This window comes from Micromonospora sp. DSM 43699 (assembly GCF_055517075.1).
Window position 1 is genome coordinate 19,278 of the sequence record NZ_JBTMMT010000015.1, and the last position, 25,384, is coordinate 44,661.

Genomic DNA, 25,384 nt, shown 5'->3' on the forward strand with positions numbered 1-25,384 from the left:
GCTCCTCGCCTTCTCTCGCTGCTGCGGTGTGGTCAGACCGTCAGGTTCCCGGCGTCGCGGATGCGCGGGCCGGCGGCGGGTAGCTCACGGGAGACGCCCTCCTCGACGCACCCGGTGTGGTGCAGGTACGAGCCGTCACCGAAGCCGGCGTCGGCCAGTCGCAGCTTCCCGCCGGTGAACTGGGTGCCGACGGCGGAGTACCGATTGGTGCCGGCGTCGACGGTGATGTGCGCGGTGCCGGCGTCGGAGGTGGTGCTGAGGTAGCCGCCCAGCTCCCACCGGACGACGCCGGTGGCCGCGGCGCGGGACAGCAGCGCCTTGGCCGTGTTGGTTCCGCTGAGCACGGCCCCGCCGCCGACGCTGATCCGCTGGTCGGCGGTGCCGGCAAGGCGGACGCCGGCGTTGGTGAAGGTGCCTCCGCAGACGCGCAGGTCGGCGGATTTGACGGTGACCGGCGCGGCGTCGGGGGCGCCGACGAGGGTCACGTCGGTCAGGTGCAGCTGCCCGCTGCCGCTGAAGGTGTGCCCGTCGACCCCGCGGACGGTGGTGCGGACCAGGTGCACCGGCGTGGTGACGTTGGCCTGCACCACGTCCGTGCCGGCGGTGGCGAGGGTGAAGGAACAGCCCTCGATGACGTTCGGCCGCTGCGACCGGGTGGACTGCTGCGAGATGATCAGCGTGTCGTCGGCGGAGCAGCCGCGCAGCTGCACGCCGTCGGCGTTGACCCACAACATCCCGGAGCCGGCCAGGCCGGCCTTGCGGATGACCTGGACGTCCTCCAGGGTCAGGTCGGTGATCTTCACGCGGGCCACGAACCAGGAACAGACGTGCTTGCGCACGGTGATCCGCTTTGCCGCCGAGCCCCAGGCCGCCCCGGAGTTGGCGAAGGTCATGAGCCCGGAGTTGCCGGTGTAGACGAGGTCGTGCTCGTACTGGCCGTGGGTGACGAAGGGGCCTTGGTCGTCGCCGTCGCCGTGGCAGTTGGTGACGTACCCGTACGCCGAGGCGGTCCAGTCGTTGAGGTGCCGGGCGTTGGAGGTGCGGCAGTCCTCGACGTGCCCGTACAGGCAGTAGATCTGCTGGGTGAGGTAGCCGGCGCCGCCCCAGGTGACCGAGGTCGGGTTCTTCAGGCTGCATCGGGCGGTGTGGAAGTGCGTGCACCAGCGCCGCATGATCACCGGCCAGAAGCTGCCGGTGGCGTCGATGTCGGCGACGTCGCAGTGCACCGCGTACTCGTAGGCCACGGGGTGGGAGCCGGTGTACTGGTCGGCGCCGTTGCCGGTGAACACGAGGTTGCGTACGTGCACCCGGCTGACCGGCTCGATGCGGGTCCAGGTGAGGGTGCGGCCGGCGGCCAGCTCCCAGCCGTTCTTGTAGTTGACCCGGATGTGGGTGCCGTCGACGATCTGGGTGACCTGGACGAGTTTCTGCAGCTCCCGCTCCCAGCTGCCGGCGAGCCGGTTGACCTCGACGGCGTACCACTGGCCGACGGTGAGCGCCGAGGAGTCGGCGACCTGGAACGTGTCCCAGCCCTCCCGGACGACCTCGGTCAGGGTGTGGGTGCGTACCTGGTCGGTGACCTTTCCGCGGAAGAACAGCACCGCGGCGAACGGGTCGTCGCGGCCGGCGTCCTCGATGCCGTCGGTGGACATGGTGTGCCCGCCGAAGTCGAGCACGAGGTCACTGCGGGTGAACCGGTGCCGCTTGACGAAGTGCAGGTCGGAGTGGGCCTCGATGCGGTGCACGGTGGGGTCGTTGACCATCGCCTCGAGGGCGGCGTCGGCGGGGGTCTTGGCGTCGAAGATGCCGAAGTGCCGGAACTCGACGGCGCCGTCGTGCAGCTGGAGCCAGCGGCCGGGCCGGTCGTTGGCGGGGGCGAGGACGGTGCCGCCGTTGCCGGCGGCGGTGCTGGCGGCGTTCCAACGGAACATGCGGGCGGCGCCGTCGCCGGCGGCGTGGTAGCCGTCGACGTGCACGACCTGCCCGGCGCGCAGGGTCTGGGGCCTGACGGCGAGCAGCGCGGCGACGGTGCCCACGTGCAGCACCCCGTTGAGGCCGGGGGCCAGTGGGGTCGGCGGGCCGTCCGGCTTGGCGGCGGCGGTGGCGGTGGCGGTGGCGGGGGAGAGGGCGAGGGCGGTGCCGGCGAGGGCGAGCCCGCCGAGCCCGGAGGTGCGCAGCAGGGTGCGGCGGGAGGTCGGGTCGGAGCGGTTCATGGGTGTCTCCTCTTCCGGGGGGCGATCAGAGGGCGAGGTTGTCGCCGGTGACGACGCGGGGGGACTCGGCGGGCAGCTCGCGGGCGACCCCCTCCTCGACGCACCCGGTGTGCAGCAGGGTGGAGGCGGCGCCGAAGGCCGCGTCGGCGAGCGTCAGCCGGCCGCCGGAGAAGCCGGCGCCGACTGCGCGGTAGCGGTTGACGCCGGCGTCGATACGCACGTGCGCGGTCTGCGGGTCGGCCGCGGTGCTGCGGTAGTCGACCAGCTCGATCCGGACGGCCCCGGTGCCGGCGGCCCGGGTCAGCAGGGCCCGCCGTGCGTTGGTGCCGGTGACCACCGCGCCGCCGTCGACCACGAGGCGCTGGTCGCGCACGGCGGACAGCTCGATGCCGGTGTCGGTCAGCGTGCCGCCGTGTACCACCACCTCGGCCGCGCCGACCAGCAGTGGCGCCGCGCCGGGCGTCCCGGTCAGCGTGCAGTCGGTGAAATGCACCGGACCCGGGCCGCGCAGGATCGCGCCATCGAGGCCGCGGAAGGTGGTGCGGACGAAGTGCACCGGGTTGCTCACCGGGGTCTGCACGATCACCGTGCCGGCGGGCTGGTCGAAGTCGCAGTCGGCGATGATCGTGGGCCGGGCCGAGCGGGCCGAGCGCTGGGCGATGCTCAGCGTCCGCGCCGAGCAGCCGCGCAGCTGCGCGCCGTCGGCGTTGACCTGGAGTGTGCCGGCCGGATCGAAGGTCGAGCGCGGGATGACCCGCACGTCCTCCAGGGTCAGGTCGGTGATCTTGGTGCCGGCGACGAACCAGGAGCAGAGGTGCCGGCGGACGGTGATCCGCTTCGCGCTGATGCCCCACTGGCCACCGCTGTTGGCGATGTCCATCAGGCCGGAGTTGCCGGTGAAGACCAGGTCGTGCTCGTACTGTCCGTGGGTGGTGAACGGGTTGCCGCCAGCGTCGTCGCCATCGCCGTGGCAGTTCTCCACGGTGCAGTACGCCGACGCGGTGAGGTCGTTGAGGTGCCGGGCGTTGGCGCTGCGGCAGTCCACGACGTGCCCGTACAGGCAGTAGATCTGCTGGGTCAGGTAGCCGGCGCCGCCGTACATGACGGTCGGCGGGTTCTTCAGGGTGCAGTTGGCGGTGGTGAAGTGGGTGCACCAGCGGCGCATGATAACCGGCCACCAGGTGCCGATGGCGTCGATGCCGGACACGTCGCAGCGCACGGCGTACTCGTAGGCGACGGGGTGGGAGCCGCTGTACTCGCGGTCGTCGGGCCCGGATCCGGGGTACTCGCCGGTGAAGGCGACGTGGCCGAGGAAGACCATGTTGCGTACGTGCGCCTGCCGGACCGGCTCGACCCGGCGCCAGGTGATCGTGCGGCCCGGCTCCAGCGTCCAGCCGTTGAGGTAGCCCACGCGGATGTGGGTGCCGTCGACGATCTGGGTGACCTGGACCATCTTCTGTAGTTCGCGCTCGTCGGCGCCGCTGAGGGCGTTGCTGGTGGCGGTCCACCACTGGCCGACGGTGAACCGCGCCGAGTCCGGGACCTGGAACACGTCGGTCAGCTCGGGGACGGTCTCGGTGAGGGTGTGGGTGATCACCGTGTCGGTCACCGTGCCGCGGAAGTAGAGCACCGCGCCGAACGGGTTGTCGTGGGTGTTGCGCTCGATGCCGTCGGTGTGCACGGTGTGCCCGCCGAAGTCCAGCTCGATGTCGCTGCGGCCGAATGTGTGCCGCTTGACGAAGCGCAGGCCGGTGTGGGCCTCGACCCGGTGGATCGCCGGGTCCGTGACCATGGCGTCCAGCGCGGCGTCGGCGGGGGTCTCCCGGCCGAAGATGCCGAAGCGCCGGAAGTCGCCGAGCCCGTCGTGCACGGCCAGCCATCGGCCACGCCGGGCGCTGCCGTTCGGGTACGGGTCGTGCACGGTGCCGCCGTTGCCGGCGGCGGTGCTGGTGGGGTCCCAGCGCAGTATGCCGCCGCCGCCGTCGCCGGGGGTGTGGTAGCCGGCGACGCGCACCAGCGTGCGGGCGGCCAGCGTGGCGGGAGTGAGGGCGGCCAGCTCGGCGACGGTGTCGACGCGCTGAACCTGGCCGTGGGGGGTGGGTGCGGACGTGCCAAGTAGACCCATGGAGAGCCTCAACCTTCGCGGTCCGGCCGGCCGGCGGGACGCCGTACGGCGGTGCTGGGGGCCTGCGGGCACCACGGGGGAGCCGCAGGGCGGGGGAAGGTCGGGCAAACGCGCGAGGCGCGCAGGCGGCGGAGCTGCTGACCGGAACGCCCGGCGCCGGGGCTGCGGCGCGACGGGAGTCAGCTGTTCGCCCGAGACGGCCGCGACCAGGGGTCGCGACCCGTCACGGCCAGGGCCGTGACGTTGGCGGGAACGTTAAACAGCAGGTGAACCGGCTGTCAAGCGGTCTGTTCCGCCGGGACCTGGCCGAGCCGGACGGAGATGGCCTCGGCGGCCTGTCGTACCTGTCGGCCCAGCTCCTGGTAGCGCCAGCTGGGTAGACCGAGCTTCAGCCCGGTCACGCTGATGGCGCCGCAACACAGGCCGGTGTGGTCGCGCAGGGCGCTGCCGATGCAGAACACCCCGTCGGCGTCCTCCTCGTCGTCGAGGGCGTACCCGTCCTTGCGGACGTCGTCGAGGTGGGCCAGGAGCGAGTCCAGGTCGGTGATGGTGTGGTCGGTGCGCCGGGGCAGGCCGATGCGGCCGATCAGCTCGGCAACCTGCGGCCGGGTCATCTCGGCCAGCAGGGCCTTGCCCAGCCCGGTGCAGTGCGGCAGTTCGCGGGTGCCCATCCGCAGCTCGATCTGGATGCGCTCGCCATTGCCGACCTGGTCGATGACGACCGCGTGGGACCCCTCGGGGACGGCCAACCGGGAGCTGAGGCCGGTGTCGCGGGTCAGCGCGGCCAGCACCGGGCGGGCGATGTCACGCAGCGACAGCTGTTCCTGGGCGCGGCCGCCGAGTCGGGCCAGGGCCATGCCGAGCCGGTAGCGACGGTTCATCCCCTCGCCGTCGTCGGCGGCCAGGCCGTGGTGGCACAGCGTGTGCAAGGTGGCGAACGCGGCGCTCTTGGACAGGCCACAGGCGCGAGCGACGTCGGTGACGCTCAGCCCTCCGCCGGGGGTGGCAGCGGACAGTACCTCCAGCACCTCGGCGGCGCGGCTGACGCTGCGCACCAGGTAGCGGGAGCTGTCCCCGTCTTCGGTGGTGGTCATGGTCCTTCTTTCGGTCAGGGAAACCAGCACTGTTCGCCAAGGCCGAACAATGTAACAAATCTGTTCGAAGAAAGGTTGCCCTGGCTGTTGACCTCCGCGATTTGGCCTGACTAATATACCGAACATCGTTTGGCAGGACCGAACAGTGTTTGGAAACTTGAGTGGTTTCCTCCCGCGGCGGACAAACCGCGGTGCCGCGACCGGGCTGGGTCGCCGCGCCGCAGCGATGAGGAGAAGGTGTGAACTCACGATCGGCCCCGTCCGGCGCCACCCTCGCCGAGCGGGCACGCCGGGTCATCCCCGGCGGCGTCAACAGCGGGCAGCGCAGCATCCCGGGCCTCACCGAGCTGGTGATCGCCAGCGCCTCCGGCGCCCACTTCTGGGACACCGACGGACGCCAGTACACCGACTACCACGCGGCCTTCGGCCCGCCCCTGCTCGGCCACAACGACCCCGACGTCAACGCCGCCGTCACCGAGGCCGGCAAGCGGCTCGACCTGTGCGGGGTGGCCGTCACCCACGGCGAGATCGAGCTCGCCGAGACCCTCGCCGAACTGATCCCGAGCATCGAGAAGGTGCTCCTGACCAGCACCGGCAGCGAGGCAACCTTCCATGCCCTGCGGGTCGCCCGCGCCGCCACCGGCCGGCGCCTGGTGGTCAAGTTCCAGGGCTGCTACCACGGCTGGCACGACTCGGTCAGCCTCAACGTCATCTCCGCCCCCGACCGGGTCGGCCAGGTCGACCCGATCTCTACCGGCATCCTGCCCGAGGTCCTCGACGCCACCCTCGTGCTGCGCTTCAACGACGTGGCCGCCGTCCGGGCCGCCTTCGCCGCCCACGGCGCCGACATCGCCGCCGTCATCGTCGAGCCGGTGCCACACAATGTCGGCTGCCTCCTGCCCGAACAGGAATTCCTCCAGGCCCTGCGCGACGAGTGCACCCGGGCCGGCAGCGTCCTCGTCTTCGACGAGGTGATCACCGGCTTCCGGCACGACCTCGGCGGCTGGCAGAAGATCAGCGGCGTCACCCCCGACCTGACCACCCTCGGCAAGGCCATCGCCAACGGCTACCCGATCGGCGCCCTGGGCGGTCGCGCCGACCTGATGGACCTGTTCAGCACCCGCCCCGGCGCACCCGCGTTCTTCGCCGGCACCTACAACGGCCATCCGGCCGTGGTCGCCGCCGCCCTCGCCACCCTCGGCAAGCTGCGCGCCGAACCCGTGCACGAGCACGTCTACCGCCTCGGCGAGCGGGCCCGCGCCGGCATCGCCGAGGTCCTCGCCGGCCTCGGCGTCCCCGCCGTGGTCACCGGCCACGGCTCGGTGTTCGTGACCTACTTCATGCCCGGCCCGGCACCGAGTAGCTACGACGACCTGCTGCGCAACGATGCCGCCATGTTCATCGGCTACCGTCGGCGGATGCCCGAGCACGGCATCTTCGAGCTGCCGCTGAACCTCAAGCGCAACCACATCTCGTACGCCCACACCGACGCCGACATCGACCACCTGGTCGAGGCCACCCGGGCGGCCGTCCGCGACACCCTCGCCTCCGGCGGGGTGACCGAGCTGGCCGGCACCGCCACCATGGGCGGCGCGGCCGCCGGAGGGGAAGGGTGCTGATGCTCACCGTCGACAAGACCCGGCCGGTCGGGCCGGCGGGGCGGATCAGCCGGGTGGAGACCCTCACCCTCGGCACCGCCTGGCGCGACTTCTCCTACGTGCGGGTGCACACCGACGCCGGGCTGACCGGCGTCGGTGAAATCACCCACCCCTACCGGACGCGGGAGACCTGCCAGCTCGCCGAGGCGATGGCCGGGCGGCACCTGATCGGCGCCGACCCGTTCGACGTCGAGGAGATCTGGCTGCGCATGTACCAGGGCGACTTCCTGCGCGGCGGCGACGTCGGCGGGATCGTCGTCTCCGGCGTCGACCAGGCCCTCTACGACATCATGGGCAAGGCCCTCGGCGTGCCCGCGTACCGGCTGACCGGCGGCGCCTGCCGTGACCGGGTACGGGTCTACGCCAACGGCTGGTACACCGGCGACCGGGAGCCGGCCGCGTTCGCCGAACGGGCGCGGGCCACCGTCGCCAAGGGGTACACCGCGCTGAAGTTCGACCCGTTCGGCGCCGGCCTCGGTGAGCTGTCCCGCGCCGAGCTGCGCCGCTCGGTCGACATCGTCGCCGCCGTCCGCGCCGCCGTCGGCCCCGAGACCGAGCTGTTCGTCGAGGGGCACGCCCGCTTCGCCATGCACACCGCCGCCCGGCTCGTGCGGGAGCTGGAGCCGTTCGACCTCGGCTGGTTCGAGGAGCCGCTGCCGTGGACCCACATCGAGCGCTACGCCGAGCTGCGCGCCCGGGCTACGATGCCGATCTCCGGCGGCGAGCACTTCCACAACCGCTACGAGTACGCCCGGCTGTTCGCCACCGACGCCGTCGACATCATCCAGCCCGACCTCTCCATGGCCGGCGGGTTCACCGAGGTGCGCAAGATCGCCGCCATCGCCGACGAGCACGCCATGGTGGTCGCCCCGCACAACTCCAACTCGCCGCTGTGCACCACGGTTTCCGTGCACGCCGTCCTCGGAATGCCCAACTTCAAGATTCTTGAGACCTTCGACGGGCTGCTGGAGGACTACGTCTTCGACGCGGTGCGGGGCGCCCTGCCGGTGGTCGACGGGCACATCGACCTGCCCACCGGCCCCGGCCTCGGGGTCGAACTCGTGGACGAGGTGTTCGCCGAGCACCCGCCGAGCCACGGCTTCTGGAACATGTTCGCCGAGGGCTGGGAGAAGCGGGACCGCAGATGATCGTCGACGTGCACTCGCACCTGTTCGACTGCCCGGACCACGTCGGTGACCCGTTCGCCGCCGAGGCCTCGCGGGCGCACGGCGGTGAGGTCGACCTGACGGTGCGGTGGTCGGAGTACGCGGCCACCGCACCGGCGGACACCCGCACGATCGTCGTCGGAGGGAAGGCCCGCCGGTCCGGGCTGTGGGTGGACGACGCCGCGGTGGCCGCGTACGTGGCCGCCCGGCCGGACCGGCTCATCGGGTACCTCGCCCTGGACCCCACCCAGCCCGAGTGGCGCGACGAGCTGGAGCACGGGCACCGCGACCTCGGGCTGCGCGGCATCAAGCTGATGCCGATGTACGCCGGCTTCGACCCCGCCGACCCCGCCCACGACGACCTGTACGCCTACGCCGAGCGGCACGGCCTGCCGCTGCTGGTGCACACCGGCACCACCTTCGTCTCCGCCGCGCCGCTGCGCTATGCCCTGCCGGTGCACCTCGACGAGGTCGCCATCCGCCACCCCGAGCTGCGCATGGTGCTGGCCCATCTGGGCCACCCGTACGAGGGGGAGTGCATCGCGGTCATCCGGAAGCACCCGCACGTCTACGCCGACGTCTCCGCGCTGCACTACCGTCCCTTCCAGCTCTGGCACAGCCTGCGGCTCGTCCAGGACTACGGCGTGTGGCACAAGCTGATGTTCGGCAGCGACTACCCCTTCACCACGGTCGACGCCTCGATCGAGGGGCTGCGGGCGGTGGGCCGAGTGCCCGGCATCCCCGGCCTCGACCCGCTCGACACCGAGCAGGTCGAGCAGCTGATCCACCGCCCGTCACTCGACCTGCTGGGGTTGGCATGACCCGCGTCACGCCCTCCTTCGACCTGTCCGGCCGGCTCGCCGTGGTGACCGGCGCCGCGCGAGGGCTCGGCGCCGCGTTCGCGGTCGGCCTCGCCTCGGCCGGTGCCGAGCTCGTGGTGGTGGACCGGCCCGGTGTCGACCTCGGCCCGGTAGTGGCCGCGGTGACCGAGCACGGCCGACCCTGCCACCCGTACCCGTTCGACCTGTCCGACACCGCGGCGATCGCCGCCTGGGTCGACGGGCTACGCCGTGACCGCGGCCCGGTGCACATCCTCGTGAACAACGCCGGCGTGGCCCGGTTGGAGCACTTCAACGAGATCACCGTCGCCGCGTGGCGCGAGGTGATGCGGGTGAACGTGGATGCCGTCTTCTTCCTCGCGCAGCGCGTCGCCGAGCACATGATCGCCGACGCGGTGGCCGGCCGCATCGTCAACATCTCCTCGAAGAACGGGCTGGTGGCCGAGGCTGGGCTGGCTCACTACAACGCCTCGAAGGGCGCCGTCGAGCTGCTCACCCGATCGCTCGCCGCCGAGTTGGGCCCGCACGGCATCACCGCCAACACGATCGCTCCCGGCATGATCGCCACGCCGATCGACGGCGACTTCCCCCTGGACCGGCAGGCGTTCGAGGCCGCCTGGCAGGAGCGGATCCCGTTGCGCGGTGGCTATGGCACACCGGCCGACTGCGTGGGCGCGCTCCTGCTGCTGGCCTCCGACGCCGGCCGCTACATCACCGGCACCCATCTCGTCGTCGACGGGGGAGTGCTCGCCGACCAGATGCCCCGGCTGCGGTTCATGCCGCCGTACCGCAGCACACTCTGACCTCCCGCCACGCCGCGTCGGAGGTGCCCGCCCGTACCGCTCGGAAACCCGGTTCTGCCCTCTGGGGTGTGGTTCTGTGCGGCCCAGCCAGCCGACCGCGAGGCGTGGTGGCGGGCATGTTCCTGTCCTTCGGGTACCTGGTCTTGTGTCAGATCCTGCGGCTCGTGGGGCAAGGCCTGCGTCGCGAGCGGTCCAAGGATCTCCAGATTCTTGTGCTGTGTCATCAGGTCGCGGTGCTGCGCCGACAGGTCGCACGTCCGGACCCCGAGCCCGTCGACCGGTTGGTGCTGTCAGCCCTGTCGCGGCTGCTGCCTCGGTTCCGCTGGTCGACGTTCTTCGTTACCCCCGCCTTGCTGCGGTGGCCTCGGGCGAACGCGTACGCGGAGCGGTGGGCTCGCGGAGGGTCCACCTCTCACCGGTGCGGTGGTGGTTGCGGCCAGGGCCGACGGTGCAGGGGCAGGCGACGGCGTCGGTGAAGAGGTGGCGGAGGTGGCAGCGGTCCCTGGCCACCGCTGACAGCATGTTCGGTATTCCCTTGTCGGCCAGGTCGTCGGGCGCGTCGAGAAGGTGACATTGACGTAGGTGTCGGGTTCCCATTCCCAGCGGGCCTCGTCGTCGGTGTCGGCTTCGTAGTAGCCGTGGGTGCCGGGGCGGACGGTGACGGCGTACCCGCGTTGGTCGTACAGCCGGGCGGTGGACAGGCGCGGGTTCGACGTCGGCTGCGGGGTCGCGGCGGTGCGGGCGGCGACCTCGTCGACGGCGGGATCACCGGCCAGGACCAGCCGGAACTCGACGCCCATCGCTGCCCTCTCCTCAGTCTCGCCGGATGATCTGGTGGATCGTGCTGTCGGGTCTGACCATGACCAGTTCCTTCAGCCCGTCGATCGGTGTACGGCAAAGGACCGCGAAGAAGAAGCCGAGTTGATTGGCGAACCGCCCCTTGACCTACGGGAGGCGCTGCTCAAGCTCGGTAGGCACCCGAGCCGATCTGCACGTGCTCGATGCCGACGCGGCACCGACCGGTGCTGAGCCGTCCCACCGCTTCCTGTGCCGGGCACGCCGACCGCCGGTGCCGTCGGCCGGCGTCTGAAGCGGTCAACGGCCCGGGGCCGCGGGGAGGTGGTTACCGGCTATGCCCAACCGTAGACGGAGGTCGACGCCGGGAGCCAGCGGTGCTTCGTATGCGCCGTCCTCGGTGAAGAGGGCGGCGATCGCGTCCGGGTTCCGGGTGACCGCACCGGCGTGGACGTACCGTTCGAAGACTTGCTGGTGTATGAGTGCCACTCTCCAGTTTAGCCCGGTTACCCGTCGGACGGGGTGCAAGCGATTCTGATGATGGTTGAAAACCCGATCGATGCCGCCCCACTCGGTCGCCGCCCGGATCGCTCAGTGTCCGCCGCGGATCAGGTCGAGGGGGGCGGTGCGGATGCCGAAGTGCTGCCGCAGGGCGCGGCCGGCGGCGTGCAGCCCGGACATGCCGTGCACGGCCGGGCCGGGTGGGGTGGAGGCCGAGCAGAGGTACACGCCGGGCAGCGGGGTCCGGTACGGGTCCCAGCGGGCCGCCGGCCGCATCACCAGCTGCCACCCGGTGACCGCCCCGCCGGAGATGTCCCCGCCGACGTAGTTCGGGTTGTGTGCGCCGGCCTGTGCCGCCGGCACCACGTGGGTGGCCAGGATCAGGTCCCGGAAGCCGGGCGCGAAACGTTCCACCTGGGCGACGATCTGGTCGCTGACGTCGCGCGGGGAGCCGTTCGGCACGTGCGCGTACGTCCAGAGCACCTGCTTGCCGGCGGGTGCGCGGGTCGGATCGACCACGCCGGGCTGCACCGCGAGCACGTACGGGCGTTGCGGGTGCCGGCCGCGTACCACAGCGGTTTCGGCGATCCGGGCCTCGGTGGCCGAGCCGACCAGGTGCAGGGTGCCGGCGCGGGCGCATCCCGGATCCGCCCACGGCACCGGCCCGGAGAGCGCGAAGTCGACCTTGCAGGCGGCCCCGCCGTACCGGAAGGAACGCAGACTGCGCACGTAGCCGGCGGGTAGCCGGTCGCCGGCGATGCGCAGCAGGCCGGCGGGGGAGACGTCGAGCAGGACCGTGCGGGCCGGCGGCAGCTGGGCCAGGTCGTCGATCCGGTCGCCAGTGACCACCCGGCCGCCGAGTTGCCGTAGTCGGTTCACCATCGCGTCGGTGATCGCCCGGCTGCCACCGGAGGGGACCGGCCAGCCGACCGCGTGTCCGAGGGTGGCCAGCAGCAGGCCGGCCCCGGCCGGGGCGAGCCGGCGCGGCGGGGCGATCGCGTGCGCCGCCACCCCGGCCAGCAGCGCGGCGGCCTCCTCGGTGCGGAACCGGGCCGCCGCGGCCGGGGTGCCCTGTTCCAGGGTGCGGATCCCGAGCAGCAGTGCGGCGAGCGGGTCGCGGGGCACCCGGCGCAGGTCGGACATGGCCGTGTCGACCACTCCCGACCAGCGTCGGACCAGCGGCCCGAGCAGGGACCGCCAGGCCGCCCCGTCGCGACCCAGCCCCTCGGCGGTGCGGTCCAGGTCCCGCCAGGCCAGCGCCGCCCGCCCCCCGTCGAGCGGATGGGCGTACGGGATCTCCGGCTGCAACAGCCGTACGCCGTGCGCGGCCAGGTCGAAGGCGCGGAAGAAGGGCGAGCCGAGGGCCATCGGGTGCACCGCCGAGCAGACGTCGTGCCGGAACCCGGGCAGGGTCAGCTCCTCGGTCCGGGTGCCGCCGCCGGTGGTGTCGGCGGCCTCGTGAACCTGGACGCTCAGCCCTGCCGAGGCGAGCACCAGTGCGGCGGCCAGCCCGTTCGGGCCGGAGCCGACCACCACCGCGTCCAACCCGCCGGCTGCGGTCTGCGCTCCCATGGTGTGCCCTCCCGCCTCAGACCAACGCCTGTTCCGCAGCCAGACTGGCGTAGAGCGCATCGGTGCGGACCAGCTCCGGATGCGAACCCACGGAACGGGCCGTGCCATTCTCCAGCACGACGATCTTGTCGGCGGCGAGGACCGTGGAGAGCCGGTGCGCGACCACGACCACTGTGGTCCGGCGGGAGACCTCCTGGATCACCTCGCGCAGGGCGGCCTCGTTGGCGGCGTCCAGTTGCGAGGTCACCTCGTCGAGCAGCAGCAGCCGGGGACGGCGCAGCAGCGCGCGGGCCACCGCGATCCGCTGCCGCTCGCCGCCGGACAGGGAGAGCCCCCGGTGCCGGATCGGGGCGTCCAGGTCACCGCCGAGCCGGTCCAGCAGGGTGCTGAGCCGGGTGGTCCGCAGCACCGCCCGGATCTCCTCGTCGGTGGCGCCGGGGGAGGCGTACGCGACGTTCTCCCGCAGCGTCCCGGCGAGCACCGCGACGTCCTGCTCGACGTACCCGATGGCGGCGCGCAGCTCGGCCAGCGGCCAGTCGGCCAGCGGCCGGCCGTCGACGAGGATCCGGCCCTGCTGCGGCTCGGTGAAGCGTTCGATCAGGGCGAGCACCGTGGTCTTGCCGGAGCCGGAGGGCCCGACCAGGGCGGTCAGCCCGCCCGCCGGCACGGTCAGGGTGAGGTCGCGCAGGGCCGGTTCGTCCCGGTCCGGGTACCGGAAGCAGACCTCTTCGAACACCACCTCCGCCGGCCCGCGGGCCGACCCCGCCCCGGTCGACGTGCTGGTCGGCCCGCCGGCTCCCGCCGGGGCACCGGTTCCGGTGGTCGCCGGGCTGGCTGCCCTGACCGGCGGCGCGGGGGGCAGGTCGATCGGTTCGGTGGGCAACGCGTCGATCTCGGCGATCCGGGTCAGCGCCGCCCGCCCGATCTGCAGGTAGGTGCCGGCCCCGACGAGCTGCATCACCGGGTGGCTCAGGTAGGCCACGTAGAGCAGGAAGGCCACCAGCGCCGAGACCGGCATCGCGCCGCTGGCCACCCGCGCGCCGCCGACCCCGAGGACCACCAGGAACGCGACCTGGATGGCCAGGCCGGCGCTGGTGCCCGCGACCGAGCCCCAGCGGGCCAGGCTCACCCCTTGCCGGTACGCGGTCAGCGCCGCCGCGTCGATCCGGGCCGCCTCGGTGGCCTCGGTGCCGGAGGCCTTCATGGTGGTGAACGCGCCCAGCGCCCGTTCCAGGGCGGCACCCATGTCGCCCACCGACTCCTGGGAGCGCAGCGCGGCGGCGCGGATCCGGGGCATCAACAACCCCATGATGACCACCAGCAGCACCACCACGACCGCGGTCACCCCGAGCAGGGCCAGATCGACCACCGCCATCAGCAGTACCGCGCCGAGCAGCATGACGCCGCCGGTGAAGATGTCGATCAGGGACTGGCTGGCGATCTGCCGCAGCAGCATGGTGTCCCCGGCGACCCGGGCCAGCAGGTCGCCGGGGGCCTGCCGCTGCAACGCCGGCACGGTGAGCCGCAGCAGGTGCCGGACCAGGCCGCGCCGCCCGTCCAGGGCGACCGCCTCGGCGGTGCGCAGGATCAGGTAGTTGCCGATCCCGAGCAGTACGGCGGCGATGATCACCAGCCCGGTCAGCACGACCAGCGCCCGACCCACCCCCTGACCGGCGGTGAGGCCGTCGATCAGCGCCTTGGCGGCCAGCGGCTGGGCCAGCCCGAGCAGGCTGGAGAGGAGCAGCAACACGGCGGCGGCCACGAACGGCCCCCGGTGTGGCCGGACGTACCCGGCGATCATGCGCAGCCAGTGCCGCTCACCGGCGGCCGGGGTGCTCACCGGTCACCCGGGGCGCGGTAGACGGTGACGTACATCGGTTCCGTGCCGGTGAACTCGTTGCCGGCCCAGTCGCTGTGCCGGGCCAGCGGGGCCAGTCCGGCCTGTTCGGCGTACCCGTCGACCTCGTCGGGGGTGGTGAGCCGGCTCAGCTCCGAGGCGATCCGGGACCGGCCCCCGGAGATCCAGATGTGCGCCAGGTGCCAGATCCCGTTCGCCACGTCGATGGTGGAGTACGACAGCAGCCCGGTGTCCTGGCCGGGGTAGGGCACGAAGAAGGAGTCCCGGGCCCGGCCCTGGTTGAGCACGGCCAGCGCGAACTGCGGGTTGTGGGTCTCCACCACGAGGATCCCGCCGGGGGCCAGCCGGGCGGCGGCGGCCTGCACGACCCGTTGCTGCTCCTGCGGGTCCAGCAGCATCGACAGGGTGCCGCAGACGCAGTAGACCAGCCCGTACCGGCGGTCGTCGGACCAGTCGCGGATGTCGCCGTGCACCGGCGTGACCGGGCGGGGCCGGTCGGCCAGGGCGGCCCGCAGCGCGTCGAGCATCTCCGGCGACGAGTCCACCCCCACGATCTCGCCTACCCGGTCGGCCAGCGGCAGGGCGATCCGGCCGGTGCCGACGCCGAGCTCCAGGGTGGGTGCTCCGCCGCCCGGGTGCAGGCCGGCGAGGTAGGCGACGGCCGGCTCCGCAGCCGTCCCGCCGGGGAAGAGTTGGTCGTAGAAGTCGACGAACTGGCGTCCGTAACCGCTGTCGGCGATCTCAGTCATCTCGGGGTGCCCTCCGGCAACGGTTCGAACGGGGAGACAAGCAGGTAGTCCGGCTGGTGGGATTCGTCGTAGCCCGCGCTGCGGGCGATCACGAACTGGAATCCCCGGGGTACGTCGGCCCCGGCGTACTGCCGGCGTACGGCGTGCGCGACGAAGTCCCGCAGCACCTCGTACGGCGCGGTGGCGGTGATCTCGACGCCGGGGGTGCCCAGGTGCACGATCAGATCGGCGCAGATGTCGAAGATCGCCTTGTCCTGCCGGCGTTCCGGGAACCAGACCACCTGCCGCCAATGCCGGCGCGGGATCTGGGTGGTCTCCACCCAGCGGGTCTGCGTGCCGTCGGCGGTGAGCACCCGGTGCAGGACGTGGAAGTCGTGCTGTGCCGGTTCGGGGGCGAAGAAGCGCCAGTTGCCGATGAGCAACCCGGGCACGTCGTAGCGGCGGAACCGGTCGAAGACCTGTTGCGGGTGCTGACTGAGCACGGTCACCCCGAACCAGCCGACCAGGCCGGCGGTGATCGCCGTGGTCAGTGGGCGCAGGTCGGAGCCGACCCGGCGGCTCATCGCCGGACCTCCGGCCCCGGCCCGGTGACGTCGTCCACGAACGCGGTGAGGATCTTGACGACCTCCGCGGACCGGTCGGCGTCGGTGAGGATCTCGTCGTGGTCGGCGTCGGCGATCAGGTGCCGCTCGGCCCGGGGTGCCGCGGCGGCGAACTCGTCGTGCAGGTCGGCCTGGACGGAGTCGGTCCGCGCGGTCCGTCCGGCCGTCACCACCACCAGTGGTACGTCGATCCGGGGCAGCCCGGTGCTCTCGTCTTCGAAGCGTTCCTGCACCACCCGCCACTCCCGCCGGGCGGCGGCCCAGAGTTCCGGGTCGCGGTACTGGGCCAGGGCGAGCGGGCGGACAGGCTCGGGCAGCCGGTCGATCCAGGGGGCCCGGGGCAGCAGCGAACCGAATCCGGCCCGCAGGGAACCGGGCATGATGGCCAGGGTGCTGGTCAGCGCCCGACCGCCCTCGGCCTGCCGCAGGGAACGGCGTAGTTCGGCGGGGTGGCTGGAGTCGACCAGGGCCACCCCGCGTACCTGTCCGCCGAGTTGTTCGGCGGCGAGCAGGGCCAGGTAGCCGCCGAGTGAGTGGCCGACCAGGACCACCGGGCGGTCGCCGGCCACGTGCCGGGTCAGCTCGACCAGGTCGTCGACCATGGTCTCGAACCGGTACTCCCCGGTGCCCCGGTAGCGGCTGGCACCGTAGCCGGCCCGCTGGTAGGTGACCGTGGTGAACCGGTCACCGAGCGGACCGGCGATCCGCTCCCAGTGCTCGGCGGTGGCGGCCATCCCGCTCTCCAGCACCACCAGCGGCCCGTCGCCGGTAGCCCCGCCGGACCGCTCCCCAGCCCCGCCGGACCGCTCCCCAGCCCCGCCGGACCGCTCCCCAGCCCCGCCGGACCGCTCCCCAGCCCCGCCGGACCGCTCCCCGGCAGGGGTGGTCCGGTCGGGTGGCGGGTTGCCGGCGTACCGGTAGGACAGCACGTTGCCGGCGGCGGTGGTGAAGGTGCGCTCGTCGCCGCGCCCCCGCTCGATCAGCCGACGCCGCCGGATTCGGGCGACCTGGCCGGCGGCGAAGAGCACCAGCCCGGCGGCCGTCGCCACGGCGGGCAGGGTGTCGTCGCGCCGGAAGCCGGCCGCGTCGCCGGTGCGTTCCCGTGGCCGGGTGGTGTAGGCGACCGCCGGATAGGTGGAGGTGAACGCCCAGAAGAACCGGCCGAGCCCCATCACCCGCGCGTTGACCAGGTGAAACGCCCCGGCGGTGGCGAGCAGGTACGGCGCGGGGCGGCCCTTCGCGGCGTAGGCCAGCGGGAAGGCGCACTCCATCGCCAGCACCCCGTGGGCGGCGAGTTTCGTCAGCCGGGGGTAGCGGCGCATCAGTTGCCAGACCTGCGGGTCGCCGTAGGTGAGGGTCCGGGTGATGCCGGGCAGGGCGCGTCCGCTGCGCCAGGTCTCGCTGGGCAGCTTGGCCCAGCCGGAGACCGTGTACGACAGCACCGACTGCAGGGCGACGAACCAGAGGCAGGCGTCGACCACGGCGGGTCGGCGCTGGCCGGCGCGGGCGGCGGTGGTGAGCGCCTGGACCAGGAAGGAGACCTGGTCGGCGCCGTCACTGCCGTAGAGGTGCTGGGCGTGCAGCGCGGCCTGGCTGCCGGTGAGCACCGCGTTCGCGGCGACCCGCTGCCGGCGGTTGAGCGGCAGCCAGAGCGCGGCCGCCGCGACGGCCCGGCTGACGTGCAGCGCGGTGGCCACCCGGTCGTTGGCGGCCAGGTCCAGCGCCCGGGTCAGGCGGGGGGCGTGCTCGTGGAAGGTACGCCGGTTGACCGCCCAGTTGTTCGCCCCGCCCCGCTGCCGGTCCCGGCTGCGGGTGAGGTACTCCAGGCTGGCGAAGAGGTGGGTCACCGAACTGATCCGCTCGGTCCAGTTCAGCACGGCGGAGCGGTCGAACGTGGCGGGCGGCCGGAGCCGGCGGTGCCAGGGTGCTCTCTTCATGGGTCAGCGCTTCCTGATGGTGCGGGGAGGACCGGGGCGGGACGGGTGGGCCGGTGGACCGCCGCGGCGGTCCACCGGCCCGGGTACTGCTACCGCGATCGCGTCATCACTTCGGGACCGGCCTGGTCCCGCCGAGGTTGCGCCCGGCGACGTAGCCGGCGCCGAAGAGCGCCGCCACCGAGCCGACCAGGCCGACCCCGGCCGCCACGGTGACGATGGTGGCCGGAGTGGCCAGCACCGGCATCCCGCCGACCTGGTTGTATGCCTCGTCGCTGTGGATCGGGATCGTGGCGAGGGCGGGGTCCGCGTTCACCCTGTTGGCGAGAACGGACATGGATCACCTCCTGACTGGCGGTACGGGTTGTCGGGCGACTACTTCGGCTGGGGCCTGGTGCCCTCGGCCATGTTGCGGGCGATGCCCACCATGTAGCCGGCGTGGAACGCCACGGCGCCGACGGCGACGCCGAGCGCCACCGCCGTCGGGGTGGCGAGCACCGGGGTGAGCCCGGCCAGCCCTTGGGCGGTCCGGTCGGCCTCGGTGAGCTCACCGAACATCTCCAGGGAGATGTCGTTGGTGTGGTCGACAAGTGCGGTCATCTGGTTCACCTCCCTCGAAAGCTCTCAGCCAGTGTGAAAGGCGGCGCGCAGGCCGTTCATCTCAGCTAAATTCCTGAGTCGCTAGGATGTCCGAGGGGGTCGCCGCCGTCAACCACGGAGAACGGGGTCCACCCGATCCGGCGAGGGGAGGTCACCACATGGGCCACCCGACCACGGGCACCCTCGCCGAGAAGATCAACAGACTCTTCGCGGTGATCCGCCGACCCGACCGGGAGCAGTACCGCAACGAGGAGGTGGCCACCGCCTGCCGCGAGGCCACCGGGGAGAGCTTCTCCACCACGTACCTCTGGCAGTTGCGCAACGGCCGACGGACCAACCCCACCAAGCGGCACCTGGAGGCCCTCGCCCAGTTCTTCCAGGTGCCGGCGGCATACTTCTTCGACGACGAGCAGAGCGCGCGGATCGTCGAGGAGCTGGAGCTGCTCGGCGCGCTGCGCGACAGCGCCGTCCGGCAGATCGCGCTGCGCGCGGTCACCCTCTCCCCGGAGGGGCTGGACACCATCAGCGACATGATCGAAGCCATCGGGCGGCGGGAGGCACGCCGCGCCGGGCCGGCCGGCGTGGAGCTGCCCGGGCCCGGTACGGGCGGTCCGGTGGAGCGCGATGGCGGTTGATCGGGGCATGTGGCGCCGGTGCCAACGGATCGTCGACGCGCTGTCGATCCCGACGCCGTTCGAGCCGACCCGGTTCGTCGACGCGCTGGCCCACCAGCGGGGCCGGCCGGTCGAGCTGGTGCCGATGCCCGGTGGGGCCAGTCAGTGCGGTGCACTGGTCACCACCGACCAGGCCGACTACCTCTTCTACGCCACCAGCACCACCCGGCTGCACCAGGAGCACATCCTGTTGCACGAGGTCGGGCACCTGCTCTGCGGCCATGTCGACGACCGCTCGCTGGCCGCCCTGCCCGCCCTGTTGCTGCCGAACCTCTCCACCGACCTGGTCCGCCGGGTGCTCGGCCGTTCCGACTACTCGGCCGCCCAGGAGCAGGAGGCCGAACTGGTCGCCTCGATGATCGCCCAACGCGCCCGCCGGGGCCCGACCGGCGGCGCCGGTCCGGTCACCCCCGAGGTCGCCGACGGGCTGGCCCGACTCGGCTCGATCTTCGACACCGGCTGACCAGGGCCGGGCACCATGCTGACCTGGCTCAACTTCACCGCCCTGGCGCTCGCCATCGTGGTCGCCGCCTACAAACTCATCCCGGTACCCGGCCGTCGGCGCGCCGCCGGCACCCGGTACCTCTCCGCCTTCTTCCTCTGCATCGGCCTCGGCCTGGCGGTGATGGCCCACCCGGTCCTGATCGCGATCAGCCACGTCGAGCCGGTGCCGAACCTCAGTCGACTGCTCGGCAACGGCCTGGAGATGCTCGCCGCGTACTTCCTCGGCGCGCTCGGTCAGAGCATCGCCCGCCCGGCCGGCACCCGGCGCTGGCTGCGCCGGCACGGTGTCCTGCTGGTCGGCGCGGTCCTGGCGATGGCGGTGCTGCTGGCGAACGCCGACACCACCTTCACCTTGAACTTCGTCAACGCGTACTCGCGGGATCCGGTCGTCGTCGGCTACCTCGTGGTCTTCTTCAGCTACATCGCGGTCTGCCTGGTCACCTTCATCACCAGCGTGGGCGGCTACCTGCGCCACGTGCCGGCCGGCGTACTGCGGACCGGACTCAGCTTCGTGGTCACCGGCACCGCGCTGGGCATCGTCTGGGCGGCCTGGTCCGGGGTCCGGCCGGTGATCACCCTCCTCACCGGCCGATCCCTGGCCACCACGCTGCCGATCGGCGCCACCCTGGGCTCGGTCTGCATGCTGCTCTGGCTGATCGGGGCTACCCTGACCGCCTGGGGCGACCGGATCACCGCGCCACTGCGTTGGCTGCGTGCGCTACGCCGGCTGCGCCGGATCGACCCGCTCTGGCGGGCGCTGCGGGCCGCGCTGCCGCAGATCGACCTCAACACCAGCGGCGGCTGGCGGTTGCCCGGCGCGGAGTTTGCGCTCTACCGGCGGGTGATCGAGATCCGCGACGCGCAGTTGACGCTGCGCCCGTACGCCCATCCGGACGTGTCGCGCTGGGTCGGCCCGGCGGCGGACCCGGCCACCGTGGAGGCGGCGGTGATCGCCGCCGCCCTCGTCGGTCACGCGCACGGCCGGGACTACCGTGCCGAGCACCCGTTCCAGGACGTGGACGCCTCACTGGCCTCGGAGAGCGCCTGGCTGGCTCGGGTGGCCCGGCAGTTCGCCAGCTCGGCGGAGGTGGCCCGGGTCCGCCAACTCGCTGCCGCCGAAGCCACCAGACCCCAGAACGCCGACCAGGCGTAGCCCCCTGGCAATCGGGTTTCGGCTGGCCGGTGAAGCTGCGCTGTCCCTTCGCCCGGGTCAACCTCGGCGGTCCCCCGGGCGCACCGGGCAGAACCGACAGCCCCGGTTTGCCGTGCCGCCAGCGTGGCTGCCTGATCACAAGACGCATCGCCAACGGTGACTGCACGCATCGACCGAGCACTGTCCCGGCCTGATCGCCGCGACGGGATTCGCTGATCTGCCGCCGTGCTGCCATCGGCCGCCTCGTCGAACATGTCGCACTCGCTGAGGTGTGCGTACTGGGGCATCGGGGCGAGCACCAGCGGACCTGCAACTCCTGATAGATCGATTGCAACACCAGCCCGCCGACGTCGGCGAAGGACCGTGTCGAGGACGGCAGGGCCAGGGAGTCCCGGCACACCGGTCACCCGGACGTACGGCATCGGGGTCGCACGGCCCTACGCGATGTCGAAGAGTTGCTTCAGCCGGGCCTGGATCAGCGGTTGGCCGGCGGTGGAGACGTCGTAGTGGCCGGCTCCTTCGAGTACGGCGAGGTTGACGTCGTTGTCGTTGATCAACATCGTGTTGACGGTGTGGTAGGTGACCGTGGCGGGGCTGGTGATGTCGTCGGTCCCGTACAGCCAGAGGATCGACCCCGGCAGTGTCGAGTTCTCCAGCCTGCCCTGGTTCTCCGCGTAGAACCGCCTGTTCTCCGGCAGGGAGTTCGGGGTGTCGCCACGGATGCCTGGATAGGTGGTCAGCCGGTGCGTCGGGGACGCGTTCAGGTAGTTCTGGATGTCCCGTTTGACCAGGGCGTTGAGGCCGTCCAGGCAGGTGCGCCAGTTCTCGCGGTAGAACCTCAGCATGTTGGGGCCGTAGATCGTGGCGGGGTCGATGTCGTAGCCGGCGTAGCGTGCGGTCCTGGTGAAGTAGATGGTCTCCGCGTTGGCGAAGACGAGTTGTTCGATCTGGTGCTCTGTCGGCGGGAGTCCGGATCGCGCGGCCGTCTCGATGTCGTTCCACAGGACCCCGTTCATCGCGGGCACGTCCGGTACCGGGGCGAGGGTGATGGTGCCGCGGTACTTCAGGTCGGGGTCCGCCATCGTGGCCCGGTCGGAGTAGTACGCCGCGGCCAGAGCGGCGAAGCCCCCTTCCGACCAGCCGGCCGGCACCCACTGACCCGACAGCCGGTCGCCGAGGAGCCGCTGTGCGGCCACCGCGGCGTAGACCATCGAGTTTCCCTCGCTCGACAGCTCGTAGTAGCCGTGCCCCTCCGTTACACCGTCTGCCACCGGGCCGAGTCCCTCGTAGTCCGGGGCGACCACGGCGATGTTCATGCTCAGGATGGACGCCAACAGGGCGGCGTTCGGCCCGTCGGCCCACCGGCCGTGCTCCTGGAGTTGCACGCTCGGCGCGCACTCCGGGGCCCACCCGACGGTGCCGTGCCCCCACACCACCAGTGGCCACCCGCCGGGCGGGGGCGCCTGCGTGGGCAGGAACAGCATGGCGGTGGCGTTGATCTGGCCACCCCGGATGCCGGGCATGCGGTAGACGACGAGTTGACCGTCGGCCACGTCGGCGATCACCGACGGCACGTTCCGCAGCGGCGTGGGCGTGCCGACCACGTCCCCGTCGGAGGACACCTCGACGGCGCCGGTCGGACCACCGTCGGCACCCCACGCCGGGGCGACGGGGATCAGTAACCCCACCAGCAGCGCGACGACCGGGAGTCCGCGCCGGACGCGACAGCGCCGTCCGCGTGATCCGATGGGGCAGCTGATCATCGTGCTCCCGTCGTCGTGAGTTCCCGAGACCGCTCCCGCAGGAGGTCGTGCCCCACCGCCACCGACGTGACCCGTCGCGTCGTCCGCGCACCACCGGCAGGCCCCCGGCGGTCGGGAGGACTGCCGTCACGTGTGACGGGTCCGCGGACCTGATCCCTCCGGTGCCTACGGGTCGAGAATATGCCGGTGCGGTCGAGTCAGAGGGGTTTTCCCGGGCCGGCCCGAGGCAGGCGGTGACGACCGGCCCGTCCGACTCCATGACCATCCACCGCGCAGTGGGGTACTGCCGGTAGCCGTCGGGGCTGAGCTCGTCGAGAGTCAGCGAGCCGGCCTGTAGCGCCCTGCCGATGCAGCTACTCGCCTACATGGCCGCTGTGTCGAGAGACGACGACTCCCGCCCCTGGTTCGGGCGGGGCCACCACGCCCTCGCCGAGTTCGCCCTCGGCCGCGGGAAGGTCGGACCCCTCACCCGGGCCGACATCAAGGCCATCGAGCGGGCCATCGGTGCTGGTCGCCGCCGAAGCGATCAGCACCGACCGGAAGGCGTCCATCCGGCGGGACGGCACCCACACCGTCCGGTACCGGCTCCACCTCGACATCCCCCACGTCCCCCGGACATCGCCGTTCGTACGGACCTTGCTGTGGGGCGCGCACGCGACGCCGGCTGCCCGAGAATCAGCCGGCGAATGACACCGGCTTCGGCAGGGAGCGGGCCCGCGCCTACGCCCGGACGCCATCCGCCGTGCACAACCCTCCGTCCACCGCCTCAAGCAATGGCGTGGCCTGGCCATGAGCACCGGCAAACCGCCATAACCCTGATCTTTCAACCTCTTGCACGAAGTCCTACCGACCCGGGTCGCTCCGTTAACCGGCTTGGCGCTGAAGCCGATGGTCGTCGGCGGTGGTGAGCCAAGAGCCGTCGCCGAACGGTTCGTAGTCGTACTGTTCCCCAGGCAAGGGGGCCAGCTGCCCTCGGACCGCGCCGGTTTGCGGATCGACGATGTACCGCTCGAACCCCTCCTCCTCATCGTCGGCCTCGCCGACGACTGTCACAACGGCGGTGTCGTCGCCGAGGTAGCAGCCAACCCACTCGACGAACACGCCGTCGCGATCACGTCCGAGCGACTCCGCCGTTACTCGCGCGACGACTGCGCCGTCGGGATACGCATGGAAAGCGGCATCATGCTGATCGTGGTCCACTGTCATGAAATGGCGGCCGTCCGGCGCTACGGCGACAAGGACGCGATCCGGCCATGGATACTCGGTCAGCTCGATCCGACCGTTCTCGAAGCGACCCCGGTAGATCAGCGAGCCATCCTGTCCTTCCCCCACACTCAGCAGCATGTGCCTGCCGTCTGGATGGGTGAAGTGTCTGCCCCCGTGACCGGCCGAACACAAGTCCACCTGCGCCACCACCCGGCCGGTGCCCGCGTCGACGGCCAACCACTGATCGGCGCCGGTACCGCGCGCCATCGCGTCAGGTCGGAACACCCACACGATCATTCCGTCCAACGAGTAGGCGCAGCAGGTATGGGCGATGGGCCACGGTGCCGCAGCGGGGATGAAGTCGAGTTGCCACAGCCTCCGTCCGGTACGGTCGATACACGTCACGTGGTCGGGCATCGCGTACACGGCGCGGCTCAGGTCGGGTGCTATGGCATGGTCGTCCAACTCCATGTGCGCCCCAACGGGAAAGGTCGCCGCGGGCACCACGTCCGACACCGGCGCTGAGCCGACAGGAATCTCGTAGGCCAGCACAAGTCCATCCCGGTACCGGGAATGCACACGAGATCGCGTCATGGCGCAGGACGGTAGCCAACCCGAAGGCGGGACTCGTGACCGACGTACCAGCCCAACCTCGCTGGACTTCGATCGTCGAGGCGGGGGCCCTCTCAGCGGCACGACCGGCCCCTCCTCCCACGCGGCCGCAACCTGATCCAGTTCGGGATCATGGGCGGTGTAGGACGCAGATGACCTTGCCGAGGATCGTCGCGTGGCCGCCCGGTAGTGGGGGTTGCGGGGGACGAGTTCGGTGCGTCCGTTGCGGGTGCGGTACTGCTGTGATGCTGCAAACCCACGCAATGATCCCATCCATCGCTTTCTCCATCGCGTCAGATCGAGCGACCAACAGCCATACGGGTAACCACGCCTTGCCAGGGCCGAGCATCGCTAACCCGCTGCGCCCCCAGCCGCAGGATCGCCTCGTGCGGGACCACCACGCCCTTCGGCGTCCCGGTGGAGCCGGAGGTGTACATGACGTACGCGGGATGCCGGACGGTCACCGGCACCGGCGCGGCCCGGTCGGCGGCCCCGGCCAGCGCGGCGGCCAGGTCAACTGTCGGCACCCCGGCCGGCATGTCCTGCACACCCCGGCTGGCACAGGGCGGAGCCGCACGCCGCTGTCGCGCAGGATCGTCCGGCTGCGGGCGGGCGGCTGGGCCACGTCGACTGGCACGTACGCCGCCCGGCGCGCAGCACGGCCAGGAACGCGGTGACCGCGTCCGCGCCCCGCTCGGCGGTCACGGCGACCCGTCCCCGGCCGTACCCCCGCCTCGACCAGGTGCCCCGCGAGCCCGGCGGCGGCGTCCAGCTCGCCGTAGCGCAGGCTCTTCCCGCCGTGTCGGACGGCGACCGCCTCCGGGTAGGCGCGCTTGAGCGCGGCAATCGCTCGCTCACCGCGCGCGGTGCCTGCGTGTGATGCCGGCCGACGCAGGTGGGTCGAACAGGATTAGCCACCTCATGAAAGCCGTCGCTGACACTGGGGCGGGTGCCCTTAAGCAC

At 71.9% G+C, this 25,384-nt stretch carries 20 protein-coding genes and 1 pseudogene; 7 read left to right on the forward strand and 14 right to left on the reverse strand.

The features are described 5' to 3' along the window. Positions 1-32 precede the first annotated feature (32 nt). The 3 genes from AC0AIB_RS10620 to AC0AIB_RS10630 form a co-directional block, all read right to left on the reverse strand. Positions 33-2,213, reverse strand: coding sequence for a hypothetical protein (locus AC0AIB_RS10620; protein WP_465096508.1), 2,181 nt, complete (start codon positions 2,211-2,213; stop codon positions 33-35). Between the two features lie 25 nt (positions 2,214-2,238). Beyond that, on the reverse strand, positions 2,239-4,338 hold the full coding sequence (locus AC0AIB_RS10625) for a hypothetical protein (RefSeq protein ID WP_465096509.1): 2,100 nt from the start codon (positions 4,336-4,338) through the stop codon (positions 2,239-2,241). Between the two features lie 278 nt (positions 4,339-4,616). Beyond that, positions 4,617-5,432, reverse strand: a complete 816-nt coding sequence (locus tag AC0AIB_RS10630; protein ID WP_328345257.1) for an IclR family transcriptional regulator — start codon at positions 5,430-5,432, stop codon at positions 4,617-4,619. Positions 5,433-5,671: 239 nt separating this feature from the next. Between AC0AIB_RS10630 and AC0AIB_RS10635 the strand changes: the two genes are divergently transcribed. From AC0AIB_RS10635 to AC0AIB_RS10650, 4 genes are read left to right on the forward strand one after another with little or no spacing between them, the layout of a single operon-like run. Further along, entirely contained in the window at positions 5,672-7,051 is a 1,380-nt protein-coding gene (locus AC0AIB_RS10635; RefSeq protein ID WP_328345259.1) for an aspartate aminotransferase family protein, read from the forward strand. Beyond that, positions 7,051-8,238 carry a mandelate racemase/muconate lactonizing enzyme family protein gene (locus AC0AIB_RS10640; RefSeq protein WP_328345261.1) on the forward strand — a complete coding sequence of 396 codons (1,188 nt, stop codon included), beginning with the start codon at positions 7,051-7,053 and terminating at the stop codon, positions 8,236-8,238. Before AC0AIB_RS10635 ends, AC0AIB_RS10640 begins: the two co-directional genes overlap by 1 nt. After that, the gene (locus AC0AIB_RS10645; RefSeq protein ID WP_328345263.1) at positions 8,235-9,077 is read left to right on the forward strand and encodes an amidohydrolase family protein; all 843 of its coding nucleotides are present in this window, start codon (positions 8,235-8,237) and stop codon (positions 9,075-9,077) included. Before AC0AIB_RS10640 ends, AC0AIB_RS10645 begins: the two co-directional genes overlap by 4 nt. Further along, on the forward strand, positions 9,074-9,898 hold the full coding sequence (locus AC0AIB_RS10650) for an SDR family NAD(P)-dependent oxidoreductase (RefSeq protein ID WP_328345265.1): 825 nt from the start codon (positions 9,074-9,076) through the stop codon (positions 9,896-9,898). The genes AC0AIB_RS10645 and AC0AIB_RS10650 overlap by 4 nt, the downstream gene beginning before the upstream one ends. A gap of 501 nt (positions 9,899-10,399) precedes the next feature. On the opposite strand, the pseudogene AC0AIB_RS10655 reads toward AC0AIB_RS10650, so the two are convergent. From AC0AIB_RS10655 to AC0AIB_RS10690, 8 genes and pseudogenes are all read right to left on the reverse strand, one after another. Further along, positions 10,400-10,698: pseudogene (locus AC0AIB_RS10655) on the reverse strand (SitI3 family protein); the annotation flags it as partial. Between the two features lie 586 nt (positions 10,699-11,284). Beyond that, positions 11,285-12,766 (reverse strand): phytoene desaturase family protein, encoded by a 1,482-nt coding sequence (locus AC0AIB_RS10660; protein ID WP_465096510.1) that lies wholly within the window; start codon positions 12,764-12,766, stop codon positions 11,285-11,287. A gap of 16 nt (positions 12,767-12,782) precedes the next feature. After that, positions 12,783-14,606 carry an ABC transporter ATP-binding protein gene (locus AC0AIB_RS10665; protein ID WP_328345269.1) on the reverse strand — a complete coding sequence of 608 codons (1,824 nt, stop codon included), beginning with the start codon at positions 14,604-14,606 and terminating at the stop codon, positions 12,783-12,785. Next, on the reverse strand, positions 14,603-15,373 hold the full coding sequence (locus AC0AIB_RS10670; protein WP_328345271.1) for a class I SAM-dependent methyltransferase: 771 nt from the start codon (positions 15,371-15,373) through the stop codon (positions 14,603-14,605). The genes AC0AIB_RS10665 and AC0AIB_RS10670 overlap by 4 nt, the downstream gene beginning before the upstream one ends. Continuing rightward, a complete protein-coding gene (locus tag AC0AIB_RS10675) occupies positions 15,370-15,936 on the reverse strand; it encodes a DUF5819 family protein (RefSeq protein WP_328345273.1) in 567 nt (188 codons plus the stop codon). The genes AC0AIB_RS10670 and AC0AIB_RS10675 overlap by 4 nt, the downstream gene beginning before the upstream one ends. Beyond that, entirely contained in the window at positions 15,933-17,912 is a 1,980-nt protein-coding gene (locus tag AC0AIB_RS10680) for an alpha/beta fold hydrolase (protein WP_465096511.1), read from the reverse strand. The genes AC0AIB_RS10675 and AC0AIB_RS10680 overlap by 4 nt, the downstream gene beginning before the upstream one ends. A 106-nt stretch (positions 17,913-18,018) precedes the next feature. Continuing rightward, positions 18,019-18,246, reverse strand: coding sequence for a hypothetical protein (locus AC0AIB_RS10685; protein WP_328345277.1), 228 nt, complete (start codon positions 18,244-18,246; stop codon positions 18,019-18,021). 38 nt (positions 18,247-18,284) lie between these two features. Then, positions 18,285-18,509 (reverse strand): hypothetical protein, encoded by a 225-nt coding sequence (locus tag AC0AIB_RS10690; RefSeq protein WP_328345279.1) that lies wholly within the window; start codon positions 18,507-18,509, stop codon positions 18,285-18,287. 158 nt (positions 18,510-18,667) lie between these two features. Here AC0AIB_RS10690 and AC0AIB_RS10695 point away from each other — a divergent pair, with 158 nt between their 5' ends. From AC0AIB_RS10695 to AC0AIB_RS10705, 3 genes are read left to right on the forward strand one after another with little or no spacing between them, the layout of a single operon-like run. After that, complete coding sequence (locus AC0AIB_RS10695) at positions 18,668-19,144, forward strand: helix-turn-helix domain-containing protein (RefSeq protein ID WP_328345281.1); 477 nt, start codon at positions 18,668-18,670, stop codon at positions 19,142-19,144. Further along, a complete protein-coding gene (locus AC0AIB_RS10700; RefSeq protein WP_328345283.1) occupies positions 19,134-19,646 on the forward strand; it encodes a hypothetical protein in 513 nt (170 codons plus the stop codon). The genes AC0AIB_RS10695 and AC0AIB_RS10700 overlap by 11 nt, the downstream gene beginning before the upstream one ends. Positions 19,647-19,661: 15 nt before the next feature. Then, positions 19,662-20,840, forward strand: coding sequence for an MAB_1171c family putative transporter (locus tag AC0AIB_RS10705; protein ID WP_328345284.1), 1,179 nt, complete (start codon positions 19,662-19,664; stop codon positions 20,838-20,840). A 437-nt stretch (positions 20,841-21,277) separates the two neighbouring features. Here AC0AIB_RS10705 and AC0AIB_RS10710 read toward each other — a convergent pair whose 3' ends face one another. The 3 genes from AC0AIB_RS10710 to AC0AIB_RS10720 all read right to left on the reverse strand — a co-directional run bounded on the left by AC0AIB_RS10710 (position 21,278) and on the right by AC0AIB_RS10720 (position 24,960). Further along, on the reverse strand, positions 21,278-22,528 hold the full coding sequence (locus AC0AIB_RS10710) for an alpha/beta hydrolase family protein (protein WP_328345285.1): 1,251 nt from the start codon (positions 22,526-22,528) through the stop codon (positions 21,278-21,280). A 939-nt stretch (positions 22,529-23,467) separates the two neighbouring features. After that, positions 23,468-24,361 carry a hypothetical protein gene (locus AC0AIB_RS10715; RefSeq protein ID WP_465096512.1) on the reverse strand — a complete coding sequence of 298 codons (894 nt, stop codon included), beginning with the start codon at positions 24,359-24,361 and terminating at the stop codon, positions 23,468-23,470. Positions 24,362-24,714: 353 nt separating this feature from the next. After that, a complete protein-coding gene (locus AC0AIB_RS10720; protein ID WP_465096513.1) occupies positions 24,715-24,960 on the reverse strand; it encodes an AMP-binding protein in 246 nt (81 codons plus the stop codon). Positions 24,961-25,384 lie beyond the last annotated feature (424 nt).

Coding starts and splice junctions, on each gene's coding strand:
- AC0AIB_RS10700 (WP_328345283.1), top strand. CDS start 19,134: ATGGCGGTTGATCGGGGCATGTGGCGCCGGTGCCAACGGATCGTCGAC.
- AC0AIB_RS10695 (WP_328345281.1), top strand. CDS start 18,668: ATGGGCCACCCGACCACGGGCACCCTCGCCGAGAAGATCAACAGACTC.
- AC0AIB_RS10650 (WP_328345265.1), top strand. CDS start 9,074: ATGACCCGCGTCACGCCCTCCTTCGACCTGTCCGGCCGGCTCGCCGTG.
- AC0AIB_RS10670 (WP_328345271.1), bottom strand. CDS start 15,373: ATGACTGAGATCGCCGACAGCGGTTACGGACGCCAGTTCGTCGACTTC.
- AC0AIB_RS10640 (WP_328345261.1), top strand. CDS start 7,051: ATGCTCACCGTCGACAAGACCCGGCCGGTCGGGCCGGCGGGGCGGATC.
- AC0AIB_RS10620 (WP_465096508.1), bottom strand. CDS start 2,213: ATGAACCGCTCCGACCCGACCTCCCGCCGCACCCTGCTGCGCACCTCC.
- AC0AIB_RS10720 (WP_465096513.1), bottom strand. CDS start 24,960: ATGCCGGCCGGGGTGCCGACAGTTGACCTGGCCGCCGCGCTGGCCGGG.
- AC0AIB_RS10625 (WP_465096509.1), bottom strand. CDS start 4,338: ATGGGTCTACTTGGCACGTCCGCACCCACCCCCCACGGCCAGGTTCAG.
- AC0AIB_RS10630 (WP_328345257.1), bottom strand. CDS start 5,432: ATGACCACCACCGAAGACGGGGACAGCTCCCGCTACCTGGTGCGCAGC.
- AC0AIB_RS10685 (WP_328345277.1), bottom strand. CDS start 18,246: ATGTCCGTTCTCGCCAACAGGGTGAACGCGGACCCCGCCCTCGCCACG.
- AC0AIB_RS10675 (WP_328345273.1), bottom strand. CDS start 15,936: ATGAGCCGCCGGGTCGGCTCCGACCTGCGCCCACTGACCACGGCGATC.
- AC0AIB_RS10660 (WP_465096510.1), bottom strand. CDS start 12,766: ATGGGAGCGCAGACCGCAGCCGGCGGGTTGGACGCGGTGGTGGTCGGC.
- AC0AIB_RS10705 (WP_328345284.1), top strand. CDS start 19,662: ATGCTGACCTGGCTCAACTTCACCGCCCTGGCGCTCGCCATCGTGGTC.
- AC0AIB_RS10645 (WP_328345263.1), top strand. CDS start 8,235: ATGATCGTCGACGTGCACTCGCACCTGTTCGACTGCCCGGACCACGTC.
- AC0AIB_RS10680 (WP_465096511.1), bottom strand. CDS start 17,912: ATGAAGAGAGCACCCTGGCACCGCCGGCTCCGGCCGCCCGCCACGTTC.
- AC0AIB_RS10690 (WP_328345279.1), bottom strand. CDS start 18,509: ATGACCGCACTTGTCGACCACACCAACGACATCTCCCTGGAGATGTTC.